13 protein-coding genes are annotated in these 14,152 nt (G+C 67.0%); 7 read left to right on the forward strand and 6 right to left on the reverse strand.

Annotated features, from left to right (window positions below; genetic code table 11):
• The first annotated feature begins 3 nt into the window (after positions 1-3).
• The 3 genes from MU558_RS14770 (at position 4) to MU558_RS14780 (ending at position 3,610) form a co-directional block, all read left to right on the forward strand.
• Positions 4-1,185, forward strand: a complete 1,182-nt coding sequence (locus tag MU558_RS14770; protein ID WP_246967778.1) for an ABC transporter ATP-binding protein — start codon at positions 4-6, stop codon at positions 1,183-1,185.
• A 284-nt stretch (positions 1,186-1,469) separates the two neighbouring features.
• Positions 1,470-2,531 (forward strand): Gfo/Idh/MocA family protein, encoded by a 1,062-nt coding sequence (locus tag MU558_RS14775; protein ID WP_246967781.1) that lies wholly within the window; start codon positions 1,470-1,472, stop codon positions 2,529-2,531.
• Between the two features lie 110 nt (positions 2,532-2,641).
• The gene (locus MU558_RS14780) at positions 2,642-3,610 is read left to right on the forward strand and encodes a sugar phosphate isomerase/epimerase family protein (RefSeq protein ID WP_246967784.1); all 969 of its coding nucleotides are present in this window, start codon (positions 2,642-2,644) and stop codon (positions 3,608-3,610) included.
• Between the two features lie 19 nt (positions 3,611-3,629).
• On the opposite strand, the gene MU558_RS14785 is transcribed toward MU558_RS14780, so the two are convergent.
• Positions 3,630-4,382 (reverse strand): TraB domain-containing protein, encoded by a 753-nt coding sequence (locus MU558_RS14785; protein WP_246967787.1) that lies wholly within the window; start codon positions 4,380-4,382, stop codon positions 3,630-3,632.
• Positions 4,383-4,431: 49 nt separating this feature from the next.
• Complete coding sequence (locus MU558_RS14790; protein ID WP_246967790.1) at positions 4,432-5,829, reverse strand: cryptochrome/photolyase family protein; 1,398 nt, start codon at positions 5,827-5,829, stop codon at positions 4,432-4,434.
• Positions 5,830-6,310: 481 nt separating this feature from the next.
• Between MU558_RS14790 and MU558_RS14795 the strand changes: the two genes are divergently transcribed.
• Entirely contained in the window at positions 6,311-7,474 is a 1,164-nt protein-coding gene (locus MU558_RS14795; RefSeq protein WP_246967794.1) for a tubulin/FtsZ family protein, read from the forward strand.
• On the opposite strand, the gene MU558_RS14800 is transcribed toward MU558_RS14795, so the two are convergent.
• On the reverse strand, positions 7,475-8,347 hold the full coding sequence (locus tag MU558_RS14800; RefSeq protein WP_246967797.1) for a universal stress protein: 873 nt from the start codon (positions 8,345-8,347) through the stop codon (positions 7,475-7,477).
• 304 nt (positions 8,348-8,651) lie between these two features.
• On the reverse strand, positions 8,652-9,077 hold the full coding sequence (gene tsaA, locus MU558_RS14805) for a tRNA (N6-threonylcarbamoyladenosine(37)-N6)-methyltransferase TrmO (protein WP_246967800.1): 426 nt from the start codon (positions 9,075-9,077) through the stop codon (positions 8,652-8,654).
• Between the two features lie 107 nt (positions 9,078-9,184).
• Between tsaA and MU558_RS14810 the strand changes: the two genes are divergently transcribed.
• From MU558_RS14810 to MU558_RS14820, 3 genes are all read left to right on the forward strand, one after another.
• The gene (locus tag MU558_RS14810; protein WP_246967803.1) at positions 9,185-10,822 is read left to right on the forward strand and encodes a potassium channel family protein; all 1,638 of its coding nucleotides are present in this window, start codon (positions 9,185-9,187) and stop codon (positions 10,820-10,822) included.
• Positions 10,823-10,972: 150 nt separating this feature from the next.
• Positions 10,973-11,977, forward strand: coding sequence for a TIGR04024 family LLM class F420-dependent oxidoreductase (locus MU558_RS14815; protein WP_246967808.1), 1,005 nt, complete (start codon positions 10,973-10,975; stop codon positions 11,975-11,977).
• A 57-nt stretch (positions 11,978-12,034) separates the two neighbouring features.
• Positions 12,035-12,949 (forward strand): MBL fold metallo-hydrolase, encoded by a 915-nt coding sequence (locus MU558_RS14820; RefSeq protein ID WP_246967811.1) that lies wholly within the window; start codon positions 12,035-12,037, stop codon positions 12,947-12,949.
• A 50-nt stretch (positions 12,950-12,999) separates the two neighbouring features.
• On the opposite strand, the gene MU558_RS14825 is transcribed toward MU558_RS14820, so the two are convergent.
• Both MU558_RS14825 and MU558_RS14830 read right to left on the reverse strand, forming a co-directional pair.
• Positions 13,000-13,194 carry a DUF2196 domain-containing protein gene (locus MU558_RS14825; RefSeq protein ID WP_246967814.1) on the reverse strand — a complete coding sequence of 65 codons (195 nt, stop codon included), beginning with the start codon at positions 13,192-13,194 and terminating at the stop codon, positions 13,000-13,002.
• Positions 13,195-13,327: 133 nt separating this feature from the next.
• Positions 13,328-14,026, reverse strand: a complete 699-nt coding sequence (locus MU558_RS14830) for a 6-hydroxymethylpterin diphosphokinase MptE-like protein (RefSeq protein WP_246967817.1) — start codon at positions 14,024-14,026, stop codon at positions 13,328-13,330.
• Positions 14,027-14,152 lie beyond the last annotated feature (126 nt).

Here is a 14,152-nt window from a genome sequence, read left to right on the forward strand (position 1 = left end):
ACAATGGCACGAGTACGACTCGAACACATCACGAAACGCTACGACGACGTCACCGCAGTCGACGACGTGAGCATGGAGATCGAAGACGGCGAGTTCATCACCTTCGTCGGCCCTTCCGGCTGTGGAAAGTCGACGACGATGGAGGCAGTCGCCGGACTCACCAGGCCGACCGAGGGGAAGGTGTACATCGGCGACGACGACGTCACGGACCTCGCACCCAAAGATCGCGGCGTGGCGATGGTCTTCCAGAACATCGCGCTGTTCCCGCACATGGACGTCTACGAGAACATCTCCTTCGGGCTCCGACTCCGGAAGTACGACGACGAGGAGGTCCGCCGGCGCGTCGAGCAGGCCGCCGACGTCGTCCAGCTCGAGGGGATGCTCGATCGAATGCCCGACGAGATGTCAGGTGGCCAGCGCCAGCGCGTCGCCATCGCCCGCGCGATCGTCCGTGACCCGGACGTCTTCCTGATGGACGAACCACTCGCGAACCTGGACGCGAAGCTCCGCGTGCACATGCGCACGGAGCTCCAGCGCCTCCACAAGGAACTCGAGACGACGATCATCTACGTCACCCACGACCAGGCCGAGGCGATGACGATGTCAAACCGGATCGCCGTCCTCAACGAGGGAAAACTGCAGCAGATCGATCCGCCGCTGACCTGCTACAACGAGCCGGCAAACCGGTTCGTCGCCGGCTTCATCGGCTCGCCCTCGATGAACTTCGTCGAGGGCGAACTCGTCGACGACGGCGTTCGGACAAAGAACTTCGCCGTCGAGTTCGATCCGGCGCAGGTACCGGGTGCGACCGTCGGAGACGAGATCACGCTTGGAGTGCGACCGGAGGACGTCCACATCGCCGACTACGCGGACTCGCTGGCCCGGCCGACCAGATCGATCGACGCGACGACCGACGTCCTGGAGCCGATGGGCGACGAAATCTTCGTCTACATCCTGCTCGACGAGACGACGGACGGCACCATGGAGAGCAAAGAGACGATGGAAAACCAGCTCCTGATGAGCGTCAGCCCCGACACGGACATCGAAGCGGACGAACGCGTCGACGTCGTCCTCGACGGCTCCAAGATCCACCTGTTCGATTCGACGACCGGCGAAGCGCTCGTCCACGGCATCGGCGATCTCGCGGAACGAGAACCGGGAACGACCGTCACCGAAGCGGAGTAGGACAGCAGACCGCACTCGAGTGGATCGCCCCGGTCGTCCCCGTCTCGACGAACGAAACCGTTCCAGGTGTCAGATAGTATCGTCGCGAGTGAACGAACCTCAAAGAGGGCAGAGAACGTACGGGAGAACGTGAAAAGAAACAGTGGCAGCCGTCCCGACCGGCCAGCACCTCCCCTCGACTCCGGGGGACACACCGTCGGCGGAGCGCAGCGGCGAACTCGGCCGCCGACCGGCTGCCATCGGTATCACCCGCTGACAGACCCTCACGCTCGAATCAGCCACAGATGACGACAGATCGCACCGACGTTCGAACGGGCATCGTCGGTCTCGGAAACATCGGCCAGTACCACGCCGAGCGACTCGTCGACCTCGGCGTGCCGCTGGTCGGCGGGATGGACGTCTCCGCCGAGGCGCGCAGACGCTTCGCCACGCGCTACGGCGTCGACGTCTACGAGGATCACGACGACCTCTTCGACGCCGTCGACGCCGTCGTCGTGACGACGCCCAACAAATTCCACGAGGAGTACGCCGTCGACGCCCTCGAGCGCGGCCTGCACGTCCTCCTCGAGAAACCGCTCGCCCATAATCTGGAGAGTGCACAGCGAATCGCACACGCAGCGGCCGACGCCAACGCGACCTGTATGGTCGGCTTCAACAACCGGTTCTCGAACGCCGTCCAGATCGTCAAAAACCAGATCGACCGCGGCGAACTCGGCCGAGTCACGCACCTCGAGGCGAACTACGTGCGCCGCCGTGGCGTCCCCGGGCGAGGTTCGTGGTTCACCCGGCGAGCGATCGCCGGCGGGGGCGCGCTCATCGACCTCGGCGTCCACGCGATCGACCTCGCGCTGTACCTGCTTGGCTACCCCGACATCCAGGAGGTCTCGGGGGTCACCCGATCCGAGTTCGGCCCGCGAGAGGACTACGCCTACCTCGAGATGTGGGGTGAGGACGCGGGGCCCGACGGGTTCGACGTGGACGACTCCTCGAGCGCGTTCGTCCGCTGTGCGGGCGACCGGACGATCTCGCTCGAGACCGCGTGGGCGACCAACCGACCGGCCAACCACGAGTTCGTCGTCCGCGGCACCGACGCAGCCGCCCGGTTCGACCTCCTCGAGAACGACCTCACGATCTACTCGGCGAGTACGGTTGGCCCCGATCACCTCGAGGACACGACGATCCAGACGCGCCAGAACGACACGCACACCGACGAACAGCGGGCCTTTTTCGATGCCATCGTGACTGGCCGGGACGTCGGCGAGAGCGTCGAACACGCACTCGCGGTCCAGCGCATCATCGACGCGATCTACCGCTCGAGCGAGGAGGGCGTTTCCGTCCAGTGTTGAGCGGACAGACCGGCCGTGGCCGGCATCTCTGCGGCGTAGCGTAACCTGTCGGGCGGTCGAACGCTCACCCACCTCGAAGATTTATTCAATTCCGGGTAGTACGCGGTCGTATGCACATCGGTTTGCACACCCCGCCGCTGTACGACCGATCGTTCGAAGAGGCACTCGAGTACCTCTCCGAAACCGCCGTCTCGGCCGTCGAACCGGGCGTCGGCGGCTATCCGGGCGACGACCACCTCGAGCGCGAGCGGTACCTCGACGACGAGGACGCCCAGGCCGAACTCCACGACCTGCTCGAGGAGTACGGGATGGAGATCAGCGCCCTCGCGACCCACAACAATCCGCTCCATCCCGACGAGGAGCAGGCGGCGACGGCCGACACCGAGCTTCGCGAGGCGATCCGGCTCGCGTCCCAGCTCGAGGTCGACACCGTCACGTGCTTCTCCGGACTGCCCGCAGGCGGACCGAACGACGAGGTACCGAACTGGATCACGGCACCGTGGCCGAGCGAACACGCCGAGGCCCACGAGTACCAGTGGGACGTCGCCCTCGAGTACTGGGACGACCTCGCCACACACGCCGACGACCACGGCGTCGACGTTGCCATCGAGATGCACCCGAACATGCTGGTTTACGAGCCCCACGGGATGGCACGCCTGCGCGAGGAGACCAACGACCGGATCGGCGCGAACTTCGACCCCTCGCACCTCTACTGGCAGGGCATCTCGATCACCGACGCGATCCGCTACCTCGGCGAGCGCGACGCGATCCACCACTTCCACGCCAAAGATACTCGCGTCTACGAGGCCCAGGCCCGCGAGAAGGGCGTCCTCGACACGACGGCCTACGACGACGAACCGAACCGTTCGTGGCTCTTCCGGTCTGTGGGCTACGGCCACGGCGAAGAACACTGGAAAGACGTCGTCTCGACCCTGCGGATGGTCGGCTACGACGGCGCGTTGAGCATCGAACACGAGGACTCGCTGACGAGTTCGCGCGAGGGTCTCGAGAAAGCGATCGGACTGCTCGAGCGGGCGATCTTCGAAGAACAGCCGGGCGAGGCGTACTGGGCCGAGTAGGCCCGAGGCCCGACGGGACTTACTCGATCGGAATTCGGGTGACCTCCCGCGTCGGGCTCCTGATCGGAACGTCCACCTCCGGCATCGCGTCAGCGGCTTCGAGCTCCTCGAGGACGCGGCGGATGCCGTTGTGGTGGCCCGCCCCGATGACCACGACCACGTCGTGACCCGCTCGACGGAGCGCCCGGAGTCGCGTCGCCATCGCCCGATCGCGCCTGTCGATCAGCACCTCGGCGACCTCGGGGAGCAGCCACCGCAACTGATCGATCGCCGGCTGGACGTCGTCGCCGCTCTCGATCTCGCGAAACGGCAGCGTCAGCAGTTCGAACTGGTCGAGCCGCTGTTTCGGCCCCATGAACTGCGCCCGGATCATCGTCCGAGGGATCGTCTCGAGTCCCACGCGAGACGAGAGGGCGTCGAACGTCTCCGCGATCGGGTCGTCGACGAGCGCGACGTCGATTCCGAGTTCGGCAGCCGTCTCGATGGCGGTCTCCATCTCGGTCTTCCCGGGGTCGAAGCCGTACAGCCGAACGACGGTCTGCTGGATCGCCCGGAGCGTGCCGTACGTGACCGCCATCTCCGGCGGAAGCTCGTGCAGCAGGTCGGCGGGCGTCGCTCGCACGCGAGACTCGAGTCGCTCGAAGCGCCGTTCGTCGAGTTCGACCGCGACGAGGTCCGGCCGTTCCCTGCGGATCGTCTCGCGCGTGCGACGGCGGTGAGTCGGCGAGTAGTGGACGCTCGGCACGAACGTGAGGGTTCCGTCGCTGGACATCGTGTGGTGTGTTCGCGTCCCACGAACTTGAATCTCTCAGAACCCCCCGTCACTCGCCACGCGCCCGTTCGAACGTCTCGATCGCCCGTTCGCGGCGCTCGGCGTGATCGACGATGGGCACGGGGTAGTCGGGTGCGGCCGCCGTCCGCCGGTCGTCGTCGAGGTCGTGCCAGGAGTGGATCGTCTCGGCCGGGACGCCCTCGAGTTCGGGGACGTACGACCGAACGTACTCGCCGTCGGGGTCGTAGCGTTCGCCCTGCGTCATCGGGTTGAACACGCGGAAGTACGGCTGGGCGTCGGTGCCCGTCGAGGCGGCCCACTGCCAGCCGCCGACGTCGTTCGCCGTGTCGTGGTCGACGAGTTTCCGTCGGTACCAGTCGTAGCCCTCTCGCCAGTCGATCAGGAGGTCTTTCGTCAGAAACGAGGCGACGATCATCCGCACGCGATTGTGGACGTACCCCTCCGCGAGCAGCTGGCGCATCCCCGCGTCGACGATCGGGTAGCCCGTCTCGCCGCGTTTCCAGGCCGCGAGTTCGTCGGGAGCGTCGCGCCACTCGATCGCCCGCTGGTATCCCGAGAAGTTCTCGGTGACCGTCTCGGGGTTGAACGCGAGGACGTGGGCGTAGAACTCCCGCCAGGCGAGCTGGCGCTGGAACGCTACGACGGAATCGCGGTCGGCCTCGGTCGTCGCCGCGGCTCTCGCGGCCTCGGTCGCGGCGTACACCTCGCGGACGCCGATCGTCCCCCACTTGAGGTGGACCGAGAGTCGCGACGTCGCGGCGGCGGCCGGATAGTCCCGCTCGTCGGCGTACCGGTACACGTCCTCGTCGCAGAACGCCTCGAGCCGCGCGCGAGCCGCCTCGGGCGTCACCGTCGGGAGCGCCGCCGCCGGCTCGTCGAACTCGAGGTCGGCGAGCGAGGGGAGGTCCGCGCCCGCGACGTCGGCCAGATCGGCCGCTGGCGGCGACTCGAGCGGGTCGGCTTTCTCCCGGTCGCGCCATTTCTTCCAGAAGTACGAGAACACCGAGTAGTGGTCGCCCTGGGTGGGCGTGATCGAGCCGGGTTCGTGGTGGAGTGCATCCTGAACCGACGTCGCGTCGACGCCCTCGTCCTCGAGCGCGGCAGTGACCGCCCGATCCCGGTCGCGTGCAAGCCCACTGTAGTCTGCGTTCCACGTGACGCCGTCGACGCCGTACTCGTCGGCGAGTTCCGGGAGGACCGCACTCGGCTCCCCGCGAGCGACGACGAGGTCGCTATCGCGCTCGCGGTACCACGCCCGAAGCGCCGACAGTGCCTCGAGCATCGACGCGACCCGCGGCGGCGAGGCGTGCTCGAGGACGGTCGGATCGAGGACGAAGACGGGAACGACCGGGCCGCGATCGGTCGCCGTCGACAACCCACGGTTGTCGCTCGCACGAAGATCCCGTCGGTGCCAGTGGAGGTACATACTCGAGAGAGGGTCCCCGGGAACGAAAGCGTAGGGATGGCGGCCAGCGGCGGATTCGTCTCATCGCCGCGCAACGCGCGAGCGGCAGGATCGTCGCAGCGACGCGAATCCCCGCCTCGAGGGACTCGACTGTGCGAGCGAGAACGTGCGCTTGCCAGACTACCGTAAGGGAGTTATTACCAACCACGCAGTGTCGGACTTTATTGCCGTACGACACCGCGCGTGTCCGAACCGTCGAGCGCGCGAACCTGTCGTCGTTTGCGTCTCGCGAGAACGTCCGAAACCGGCTGGTCTCGAGCGTACAGGGTTCCTAACGACCAGCTAGCACGGTCATAACAATGGCCGTCTTCGGGATTCGATCCAGTGTGGAATGCGTTCACGAAACCCGATAAATCGGACTGTAGTCGATCCGTGTGCGATCCCTTCCGGTCGACAGCAGCTCCTTACGTCGGGTTACGGACGTGATACACGAGAGATACCCATGAAACTCGCACTCATCGGCTTCGGACAGGCGGGCGGGAAGGTCGTCGACGAGTTCGTCGCGTACGACGCAGCGATCGACGGTGGCTTCGTCGAGGACGCAATCGCTATCAACTCGGCAAAAGTGGACCTCCAGGGACTCGAGCACGTTCCCCCGGAAAAGCAGGTACTGATCGGCGGGGCACGCGTGAAAGGCCACGGCGTCGGTGCGGACAACGAACTCGGCGCGGAGATCGCCGAGGCGGACATCGACGAGATCCAGGGGGCGATCGACGACGTCCCCGTCTACGACCTCGACGCGTTTCTCATCGTCACCGGAATGGGCGGCGGCACCGGCTCTGGTGGTGCGCCCGTCCTCGCGAAACACCTGAAACGGGTCTACTCGGAACCGGTCTACGGGCTCGGGATCCTCCCCGGGACGGACGAAGGTGGCATCTACACGCTGAACGCCGCCAGGTCGTTCCAGACGTTCGTCCGCGAGGTGGACAACCTGCTGGTCTTCGACAACGACGACTGGCGACGCACCGGCGAGTCGGTCGGAAGCGGCTACGACCGCATCAACCGAGAGATCGTCGAACGGTTCGGCAAACTGTTCGCCGCCGGCGAAGTCGGATCTGGCACACACGTCGCCGAGAGCGTCGTCGACTCCTCGGAGATCATCAACACGCTCTCGGGCGGCGGCGTCTCCACGATCGGTTACGCGACCGAGGCGGTCCAGACCAGCGACGGCGGACTGCTCTCACGGCTTGGCCGATCGGACGCCGGAACCGAGGTCGAGGAGACGACCCGGATGACGAGTCTCGTCCGCAAGGCGACGCTCGGCAGGCTCACGCTCCCGTGTGCGGTCTCGAGCGCCGACCGTGCACTCGTGGTCGCCGCCGGCCCGCCCGAACGGCTCAACCGCAAGGGAATCGAACGCGGTCGCACCTGGCTCGAGGAGGAGACCGGCAGCATGGAGGTCCGGGGCGGCGACTATCCCATTCCCGGCAGCGACGAGGTCAGTTCGATCGTCCTCCTCTCGGGCGTCACCGACGTCGACCGGATCGAACGACTCCAGCAGGTCGCCATCGAAGCCAAGGAGACGACGACGGAGATCGACGCGCGAAGCGAGGACGAGACCGCCGCACTGGTGGACACGGGTGGAGAACTGGACGCGCTGTTCTGATCACTCGTCGGTTCGCTGGCTCACAGTCAATACGGGACACGGCGCGGTGCGGACGACTCGTTCTGCGACGCTCCCCATGACGTACCGATCCACGCCACACCGGCCGTGGGTTCCCGTGACGACGAGGTCGACGTCGTGGTCGTCGGCGTAGGCGGTGAGTTCTTTCGAGACGCTCCCGACCTCTACTGCCGTCTCAACAGTCGAGACGCCGGCCTCTCGAGCGCTCGTCGCCGCCGTCTCGACGGTCTCCTCGGCGGCCACCTCGAGCGCCTCGAGTAACTGGCCGGCAGCGACGTCGTAACTGGTCGCGCTCGCGTCGACGACGGAGACGACGTGGACCGTCGCGTCGTGTGTCGCTGCCAGTTCGACGCCGTGGGTGGCAGCCACTCGTGCGCACTCGCTGCCGTCGGTCGCGATGAGCACGTCCTCGTAGGGGTAGGGGATCGATGCCCCGGTGTCGTTGACCGTCAGCACGGGAACGTCGGCCATCCGGACGACCCGTTCGGCGACGCTGCCGAGGAAGAACCGCTGGAAGCCGCGACGACCGTGGGTCCCCATGACGAGCAGGTCGACGTCGTGTGCGCCGGCGTACTCGAGGATCGTCTCGTGTGGCGTGCCGCGTTCGACGGCGTCGACGACGGTGACGTCTCGCCGTTCCGCGCGGTCGACGGCGTCGGCGACGAACCGCGAGCCCCGCTGTTCGAATACCTCGAGTACCTCGGAGTCGCTCGCGACGGCCTCGTCGCGAGTCACGTCGGCGACGTACAGTGCGTGGATCGTCGCCTCACGGTCTGCGGCGTGGTCGATCGCGTGCTCGAGTGCGGCGGTCGCCCCGTCGCTCCCGTCGGTCGGAACCAGGATTCGTTCGGTCATGTCCGTCGGTTGACGGCGGGGGGACTTAGCTGCCCGTCCTTCGGAGAGCGCCGACTCGAGGCACCGATGGTACAGGAAAAGAATCGAACAATTCACATCTCTGGTATAAGATGACGAGGTATGACGGATCGTACCGATCGGCTACTCTCCATCCTCATCGTACTAGTGGCGCTACTGCTCGTAGCGCAGACGACCGTCGTGCCGCGAAATCAACTACTGGGGAAAATCGGAATCACTGTGGGGTCCATCACCATTGGGTACGCGCTCATCCAGATCTTGGACACCCTCTGATCCGGGATATCGATCACTCGAGTCCGATCTTGAGGTCGAGTACCGGCGTCCCGTCGAGCGCGTCGACGCCGCGAACGACCACCCGCGGCGGGTCGACGCGCTCGATGCGACACGGGCTGATCCCGATCGGATTCGGCCGCATCGGCGACCGGGTCGCGAACACGCCCCGGGTGCCGTCGCGAACCCGCAGCGTCTCCCTGTCCGCCCGGTCGGCGAACCAGACTACGGCGACGCGATCGCCCGCCGTCAATCCCTCGAGTCCGGGTGCATACTGGTCGTCCAGGACGATCTCGCCTCTCGCGTCAGATTCGATCCCCTGCCGGGGGGCGTCCTCGAGCGTCTCGAACGGCGTTCGTACGACCCCGATCGGTCGACACTCGATCGTCGTTTCCACGTCCGAAATCGCTCGTGCGTCGTCGCCTCGGTTCGATCGGTCCATTCCCGTCTCGAGGTGGACGGGACGCGGACATAGAGCCACCGGCGACCTGATGGCTAGTAGATACGACTGACCAACACGTTTCTACGGGTGAACGAGTGAGGTATCGTATGGCGTTGTGGCAGTCCCGTCGAACCTGGTACTACATCGGGCTGGTCGCTACGGCGACCGTCGTCCTCACGTTGACGTACAACTACGGGATGTCGGCGTGGGAAGGCCGCCCACAGCCGCTGTATCGTTCCCTGGAGATCGTCTTCCAGAGCTTTACGACCACCGGCTACGGGGAGGACTCGCCGTGGCAGTCCCCCCAGATGAACCTGCTCGTGATCGGGATACAACTCACCGGGATCGGCCTGATCCTCACGGCGGTGGACGTGTTCGCCGTTCCCTGGCTGCAGACCGCGCTCGCCCCGTCACCGCCGGAGCGGGTGTCGGGACTCGAGGATCACGTCGTCGTCTGTGAGTACACGTCGCGCGTGGAGGTGTTCGTCGCAGAACTCGAGTCACGAGACCGGGAGTACGTCATCGTCGAACCGGACCTGGACGTCGCGACCGAGTTACACGAGGAAGACTACCGGGTCGTCCACGGCGATCCCGAATCCGTGCAGGTACTCGAGCGTGCAGGCATCGGGACGGCGACGGCGGTCGTGGCGGACGCAGCCGACGACACGAACGCGAGCATCGTGCTGTCCGCGCGGGAGGCGAATCCCGACGTTCGGGTGGTGACGCTGATCGAAGACCGGGAACTGGCCGAGTATCACTGGATCGCGGGCGCGGACGAGGTGCTGTCGCCCCGCCAGCTCGTCGGCGAGAGCCTCGCAGCCCAGGTGCCGACGGCGGTGACGCCCGTGGTCGATGAAGGCGTCGAGATCGTCGACGACGTGGAACTCGTCGAACTCTCCGTCGAGCCGGGGAGCGAACTCTGCGAACGAGCCGTCGGCGAAGCGAGGCTCCGCGACCGCTTCGGCGTGGACGTCATCGGCGCGTGGTTCGACGGAGAGTTCCAGAGTCCGATCGATCCGGACGCCACGATCGACGCACGAACGCGGCTGCTGGTCGCCGGCGAGCCAGGGCAGATCGAGGCGCTACGCGAAGAAGCGTCGTCGACGATCCAGCAGCTGGCACCACAGCGAGTCCTGATCGCCGGGTACGGCGACTCCGGGACGGCAGCGGCGAACGCGTTCGCCGATCAGGGGACGGAAGTGACCGTCCTCGACCTCGAGGAGAAAGACGGCGTCGACGTCGTCGGCGACGCTCGCGATCCGGACGTGCTGTCCGAGGCGGGCCTCGAGAACGCGTCGGCGATCATCGTCACGACGGGCGACGACACGACCGCGATCTTCACGACGCTGATCGCGTGGGACCAGAATCCCGACCTCGAGATCATCGTCCGGGCGACCGAACCGGAGAACGTCCAGAAGCTCTACCGGGCGGGGGCGGATTACGTCCAGTCGCTGGCGACGGTCAGCGGCCGGATGATGGCGTCGACGGTGCTAGAAGACGAGGAGGTGCTGGCGTTCGGCCAGCAGATCGAGGTGACGAGGCTACCCGTGGACGGCCTGGCGGGCCGAACGCTCGTCGAGGCGGACGTGCGGGCAAAGACCGGCTGTACCGTCCTCGCCGTCGAGAGAGGTGGGGAGACGATCACCGAGTTCGACCCCGACTCGTTCCGACTCGAGTCCGACGACCACGTCGTCCTGGCCGGCACCGACGAGAGCGTCGCCGAGTTCGAGCGCCAGTACGCCTGACCGTCGTCGGGACGCCGCGCCACACAATTTTAAGAGCGTTGACTGTGTATTCCCGCCTGCGAACGATTCGCACGACGCGGTGACGGACGACCGAGCAGGTTCGCGTCGCCGACGCCGTGTGCGCTCTCGCCAGTTCCAGCTACCGAATTCATGACAGATCGTACACTCCACTTGCCCGTCGCAGCACAGCCGAGCGTCGACTCGCTCGTGAACCTCGCCGTCCTCGGCGAAGAGTACGGCTACGAACGCGCGTGGCTCCCCGAGACGTGGGGCCGCGACGCCGTCACCGTCCTGACCAGCATGGCCCACGAGACCGAGGAGATCGGTCTCGGGCCGAGCATCCTGAACATCTACTCCCGGTCGCCCGCGCTGCTGGCCCAGACCGCGACGACGTTACAGGAGGTCGCCGACGGCCGCATGCGCTTTGGCATCGGCCCCAGCGGCCCCGCCGTCATCGAGGGCTGGCACGGGGCCGACTTCGAGCGGCCGCTCCGGCGCACCCGCGAGTACCTCGAGATCATGCGCACGGTCATGGCGGGCGAGACGCTCAACTACGACGGCGACGTCTTCTCGCTGGCCGGCTTCCGTCTGCGCTGTGACCCCCCCGAGGAGCCCGTCCCGATCGACGCCGCTGGCATGGGCCCCAAGTCGGTCGAACTCGCCGGGCGCTTCGCCGACGGCTGGCACGCCATCGTCTTCACGCCCGACGGACTGCGAGAGCGCCTCGAGGACCTCGAGCGGGGGATCGAACTCGGCGACCGCGACCCCGAGGACGTCCGCACCACGCTGTCGATCACGGCGTGTGCACTCGAGGACGGCGAACGCGCCCGACGACTCGCCCGCCAGCACCTCGCGTTCTACGTCGGCGCGATGGGCACCTACTACCGGGAATCGCTCTCGAGACAGGGTTACGAACAGGAGGCAAACGAGATCGCGGCGGCGTGGGCGAGCGGCGACCAGGAGCGGGCGTGTTCGCTCATCTCGGACGACTTACTCGACGATCTCGGTGCCGTCGGCACGCCCGAGCACGCCCGCGAACAGCTGCGGAAGTTCGAGGAGATCGACGGCCTCGACGCCGTCGCCGTCAGCTTCCCCCGCGGTGCGACGACAGACGAACTCGAGTCGACGATCGAGGCGCTGGCACCCGACGTCTGATAGCAAGATCGACCGAGACCGCCGGAGTGACGACCCTCGAGTGCCACGCTCGAGGTGATGACCGCCGAACGCGTCGCCGTCGGGCAGGGCACGCCCGAGGGAACCAACAGCGCGTACGTACTTCCGGATCGAGGCGTCGTGATCGATCCGGGTCCGCCGACCGAATCCGCCTGGACCGACCTCCGCGAGGGACTCGAGCGCGTCGGACTCGCCCTCGAGTCGATCGATCACGTCCTCGTCACCCACTGGCACGCAGACCACGCCGGACTCGCGCCGCGGCTGGCCGAGACAGCAGACGCCACGCTCGCGATGGGCGACGACGACGCGGCGCTGATCGCCGACTACGCGGCCGAACGGGACCGACGGCTCCGCCGCGACGTGGCGACGATGCGACGCTGGGGGGTCCCCGACGACGCGGTCGACGTCGTGATCGCCGGCGACGAGCCGTCGCCGATGCCCGACGAGTTCCCGGTCGAACCGCTCGCCGACGGTGACGTCGTCGCGGGCCTCGAGGTCCTCGAGACGCCCGGGCACACGCTCGGCCACATCGCCTTCGTCGCCGCCGACGCGATCGCCGTCGGCGACGCCGTCCTCTCGACGTACACGCCGAACGTCGGCGGCAGCGACACCCGGACGACCGATCCACTCGCCGACTTCGACCGGACGCTCGAGTGTCTCGAGTCACGCCCGGAGACGCTCCTGCCGGGCCACGGGACGACCGTCGACCCCGACAGGATCGAGACGATCCGCTCACACCACCGGGAGCGAACCGACCGAGTGCTCGCGGCACTCGAGTCCAGGACGGCGGCGACGCCGTGGGACGTTGCCCGCGACCTGTTCGGCGACCTCGAGGGAATCCACGTCAAGTTCGGGGCCGGCGAGGCGGCGGCACACCTCGAGCGGCTCGAGCGAGCGGGGAGAATCGAGCGTGTCCGCGACGATCCGGTCACGTACGAACGCGAACGTCCGTGACCGACCCCGACTCGACGGCCGCTCGGACGAGACGGGTTAGGTGAGACGGGTTAGGTCTCCGGCGCGATCTCCTCGACCCGGCCCCGAGCGCCGGACTCGAGTTTCACGAGGATTCCCTCTGGGTGCGTGCGCTCGTCGGACAGGATCGCACCGATCTTGCCGACGATCCTGTCACCGTTCTCCTGTTCGACTTCGACGGCCATCCCGGTCACGAGTTCGTTTCTCGTCGGCAGGTCGGCAGACATACGGGCCGAACGACATCGACGGACCACTTATAGCTCGAGCGTCCAGCACCCTCGTACGGACTACTGTCAGTCATTTCCGGTGCAACCGCGACCGCCCTGCGGTTGCACCGGTAAATCGTTACAGCAGACCGTATCACTCGAGCGGCAGCGCCGCCGCGTCGATCCCGTCTCGCCGGCCGTCGAGAACGGCAAAGCGCTCGTCGCGGCGGCACTCGAGCCAGTAGAGCAGGCGCTCTGCCCACTCGAGTTTCTGCGCTTTCATCGCGTCGACCGACGGGTCGTCGAAGTCCCAGCCGACGAACGCGAGACGGGCGGCCCCGAGGTGGTCGGCGAGGAAGGCGGCGCGGTCGCCGTCGGTGAAGCCGCCGAAGTTCCGGACCGGCCCACGGGGCTCGGCCTGCGTCGTCGGCAGGACGAACTCGTCGACGCAGTCGGGGACGACCGCACGGACTGCCGGGACGTTGTCTCCGTGTGCGTGGACGGCGACCGGCGTCCCCGTCTCCGTGAGCCGGTGAACCGTCCCCGGGTTCTTGTCCAGGTCCGTCACCATGCAGTCGACGCTCACGTCGTGGCGCTCGAGGACGTCGACCGCCGTCGAGGCGGCGACGACGACGTCGGCCTCGCGAGCGCGCTCGAGGGCGGCCCCGGACTCGAGTGAGGGTCCCGCGCCGGCGACGGCGACAGTCGCTCCCCGGATCGACGAGAGCGTCTCGAGGTCGAACGCTGTCGTCTGCGAGGCGAGGACGTCCCGCGCGCGTTCGTCCGCCGTGCGATCGAACCCGAACGACTCGAGGATCGTCTCGTATACCGGTTCCCACTCGTCGAACTGCATTCAGCTCCCTCCGTCGAGCGTCATGGTCGTCACTGTCGAGTTCGACGTCACAATAATTCCGTGTTGTGGGCCGGGGGACGCCTCCAAAGTACCCCTACCCGGGAGGCCGCCCGGCTTCCACACCCC

Origin of the sequence: Natribaculum luteum, from assembly GCF_023008545.1 — an archaeon.
Lineage (GTDB): Archaea > Halobacteriota > Halobacteria > Halobacteriales > Natrialbaceae > Natribaculum > Natribaculum luteum.

Coding starts and splice junctions, on each gene's coding strand:
- MU558_RS14770 (WP_246967778.1), top strand. CDS start 4: ATGGCACGAGTACGACTCGAACACATCACGAAACGCTACGACGACGTC.
- MU558_RS14775 (WP_246967781.1), top strand. CDS start 1,470: ATGACGACAGATCGCACCGACGTTCGAACGGGCATCGTCGGTCTCGGA.
- MU558_RS14780 (WP_246967784.1), top strand. CDS start 2,642: ATGCACATCGGTTTGCACACCCCGCCGCTGTACGACCGATCGTTCGAA.
- MU558_RS14785 (WP_246967787.1), bottom strand. CDS start 4,382: ATGTCCAGCGACGGAACCCTCACGTTCGTGCCGAGCGTCCACTACTCG.
- MU558_RS14790 (WP_246967790.1), bottom strand. CDS start 5,829: ATGTACCTCCACTGGCACCGACGGGATCTTCGTGCGAGCGACAACCGT.
- MU558_RS14795 (WP_246967794.1), top strand. CDS start 6,311: ATGAAACTCGCACTCATCGGCTTCGGACAGGCGGGCGGGAAGGTCGTC.
- MU558_RS14800 (WP_246967797.1), bottom strand. CDS start 8,347: ATGACCGAACGAATCCTGGTTCCGACCGACGGGAGCGACGGGGCGACC.
- tsaA (WP_246967800.1), bottom strand. CDS start 9,077: ATGGACCGATCGAACCGAGGCGACGACGCACGAGCGATTTCGGACGTG.
- MU558_RS14810 (WP_246967803.1), top strand. CDS start 9,185: ATGGCGTTGTGGCAGTCCCGTCGAACCTGGTACTACATCGGGCTGGTC.
- MU558_RS14815 (WP_246967808.1), top strand. CDS start 10,973: ATGACAGATCGTACACTCCACTTGCCCGTCGCAGCACAGCCGAGCGTC.
- MU558_RS14820 (WP_246967811.1), top strand. CDS start 12,035: ATGACCGCCGAACGCGTCGCCGTCGGGCAGGGCACGCCCGAGGGAACC.
- MU558_RS14825 (WP_246967814.1), bottom strand. CDS start 13,194: ATGTCTGCCGACCTGCCGACGAGAAACGAACTCGTGACCGGGATGGCC.
- MU558_RS14830 (WP_246967817.1), bottom strand. CDS start 14,026: ATGCAGTTCGACGAGTGGGAACCGGTATACGAGACGATCCTCGAGTCG.